Origin of the sequence: Paenibacillus sp. 2TAB26 (assembly GCF_052115145.1) — a bacterium.
Classification (GTDB): domain Bacteria; phylum Bacillota; class Bacilli; order Paenibacillales; family Paenibacillaceae; genus Pristimantibacillus.
Genome location: NZ_JBFRGC010000153.1, coordinates 1 through 365 on the forward strand (window position 1 = coordinate 1; position 365 = coordinate 365).

Annotated in this window: 1 protein-coding gene; it reads right to left on the minus strand. The window is 42.2% G+C overall.

Features of this window, described 5'->3' with window-relative positions:
- On the minus strand, positions 1-365 hold a 365-nt coding region (locus AB4Z50_RS36280; protein ID WP_441887361.1), incomplete at both ends, for a hypothetical protein.

The window sequence follows — 365 nt, forward strand, 5'->3', positions numbered from 1 at the left end:
GTATACAGCTGCTGCATTACCTGATTTTTGCTTCGCGATCGTGTTAAGCGCATCGATCTCGGCCTGTGTGCTTGCCACATGATCAACGCGGTAACCGTAAAACGCACCAATTGGCGAGCCCTGCCGCGTTAAGGTAAGTCCATTTAAATTATTAAAAACACCACTGATAATTGGCGATTGCGATAGATTACCTAACGAAAGTGTTTTGTTTTGGTTATACGCACCATTTGCGCTGATGGAATAGTTAAAATCATCTTTGTTTTTGCTTTTGTAAGTAATCTGCAACTCAAATCCTTTATTTTCGGCATCGGCAGCGTTTGATGTTACTACGCTTTGGATGCCATTTATACCACCAATACCCACAC